The sequence below is a fragment of the Nonomuraea zeae genome, from assembly GCF_005889725.1.
In the GTDB taxonomy this organism is placed as follows: Bacteria; Actinomycetota; Actinomycetes; order Streptosporangiales; family Streptosporangiaceae; genus Nonomuraea; species Nonomuraea zeae.
The window spans coordinates 1-2001 of the sequence record NZ_VCKX01000635.1 but is presented as its reverse complement, the minus strand read 5'-3'; the positions used below and the strand labels follow the sequence as shown (position 1 = coordinate 2001).

General features: G+C 69.8%; 2 protein-coding genes. Both read left to right on the top strand.

The genetic code is table 11. The features are described from left to right. Positions 1–69 precede the first annotated feature (69 nt). A complete protein-coding gene (locus tag ETD85_RS61975) occupies positions 70–429 on the top strand; it encodes a YraN family protein (RefSeq protein WP_138699046.1) in 360 nt (119 codons plus the stop codon). Continuing rightward, positions 430–1965: a YifB family Mg chelatase-like AAA ATPase gene (locus ETD85_RS61970; RefSeq protein ID WP_138699045.1), complete on the top strand. Its 1536-nt coding sequence runs from the start codon at positions 430–432 to the stop codon at positions 1963–1965. It abuts the gene before it with no gap. Positions 1966–2001 lie beyond the last annotated feature (36 nt).

Here is a 2001-nt window from a genome sequence, read left to right as displayed (position 1 = left end):
GCCCATCCCCCACCACCCCTCATCCGCGAAGGTCGATCCCGGACCCGTACCGGACGGAGGTGGCCGCCAATGGCCGCGAAAAATGACCGCGAGCTAGGCAAACAAGGCGAACAGGTAGCAGCGACCTACCTGGAGGCCGAGGGACTGAAGATCATCGATCGCAACTGGCGCTGCCGCCACGGCGAGATCGACATCATCGCCGAAGAGGGCACCGCTCTGGTCGTCGTCGAGGTCAAAACCCGCTCGGGCAGATCCCACGGCACCGCCCTCGAGTCCGTACGCCCGGCCAAGCTGGCCAGACTCCGGATGCTCGCCGCCAGATGGCTGGCCACACAGCCGCGCACGTTCGACACCGTGCGCGTGGACGTGATCGCACTGGAGCGTTTCGCCGGAGACTTCGCCCTGCGCCACGTACGGGGGGCGATCTAGATGGCGGTGGCCCGCGCCCGGAGCGTGGCCCTGGTAGGAGTCACGGGTCGCACCGTCGAGGTGGAGGCCGACGTGGGAAACGGCCTGGCGGGCATTCACCTCATCGGCCTCCCGGACACGGCACTCAGCGAGGCCCGCGACCGGGTGAGATCCGCCATGGTCAACAGCAACTACCCGTGGCCGGACGCGCGCATCATCGTCAGCTTGTTCCCCGCCAGCCTGCCCAAGCGCGGTTCTCAATTCGACCTGGCCATAGCCGTCTCCATTCTGGGCGCCGCGGGACTGGTGCCCGCCGAACGTGTCGCGGACCTGTTCTTCCTGGGCGAGCTCGGCCTCGATGGCCGGATACGGCCCGTGCGCGGTGTCCTCCCGTCCGTTCTCGGCGCGGCCAAACAGGGGGACGCCACGGTCGTCGTCCCGGCCGCGAACTCGGCTGAGGCAGTCCTGGTTCCGGACGTACGCGTGGTCCCGGTGGCGCACCTGCGACAGCTGGTCGAGTGGCTGCGCAAGGGAGACGACCCGCCGGAGCCCCAGATCGAGGCGTACGAGGAGCCGCCGAGGTCCACCGCCGATCCCATGGTCGACCTGGCGGATGTCGTGGGCCAGCCGGTGGCCCGCCGAGCCCTTGAGGTGTGCGCGGCAGGGGGGCACAACCTCTGGATGCTCGGGCCTCCGGGCACCGGCAAGACCTTGCTGGCCGAACGCCTTCCCACCCTCCTGCCTGACCTGGAGCTCGACCATGCCCTGGAGGTCACGGCCATCCACTCGGTCGCGGGCTCGCTCCCGTCCAATGCGCCCATGGTGAGCAGACCGCCGTTCGTCGGCCCGCACCACACCGCGACCGCCGCCGCGATCATCGGCGGCGGCAGCACGATCGTCCGCCCGGGGGCGGTGTCGCTCGCCCACAGAGGCGTCCTCTTCATGGACGAAGCCCCGGAGTTCCCACGCCACGTGCTCGACTCGTTGAGGCAGCCCCTGGAGTCCGGTCGCGTGACCGTGTCCAGATCGGCCGGCTCGGTCACGTTCCCGGCCAGGTTCATGCTCGTCATGGCCGCGAACCCCTGCCCCTGTGCCCGCGCCGAGGACCAAGGGGACACGTGCCGGTGCTCACCCACGGTCAGGCGACGCTACCTGGGCAGACTCTCGGGCCCGCTCCTCGACCGGGTGGACATGAAGGTCACCGTGGCCCGCTCGTCCAGACGCGAGCTCATGGCCGACCGCCAGTTCGTGGAGAACAGCAAGACGGTGGCCGCACGCGTTCTCGCAGCTCGGGAGCGAGCCGCCAAACGCCTGTCCGGAACGCCTTGGCGGACGAACGCCGAAGTCCCCTCTTCACTCCTCCACGCCGACTACCGGCCCTCCGCCGCGGCGATGAAACCCACCACATCCTGCCTGGATTCGGGCACCCTCAGCGCGCGCGGCCTCGACCGCGTCGTGCGCGTCGCCTGGACCCTCGCCGACCTGGCCGACAAGGACAGCCCCGGAGAAGAGGAGACCACCGCGGCCCTCAGCTTCTGGCTCGGAGTGGAGTCCTGATGCGCATCCCACTCACCCACCCGCTCCTTGGTGCCC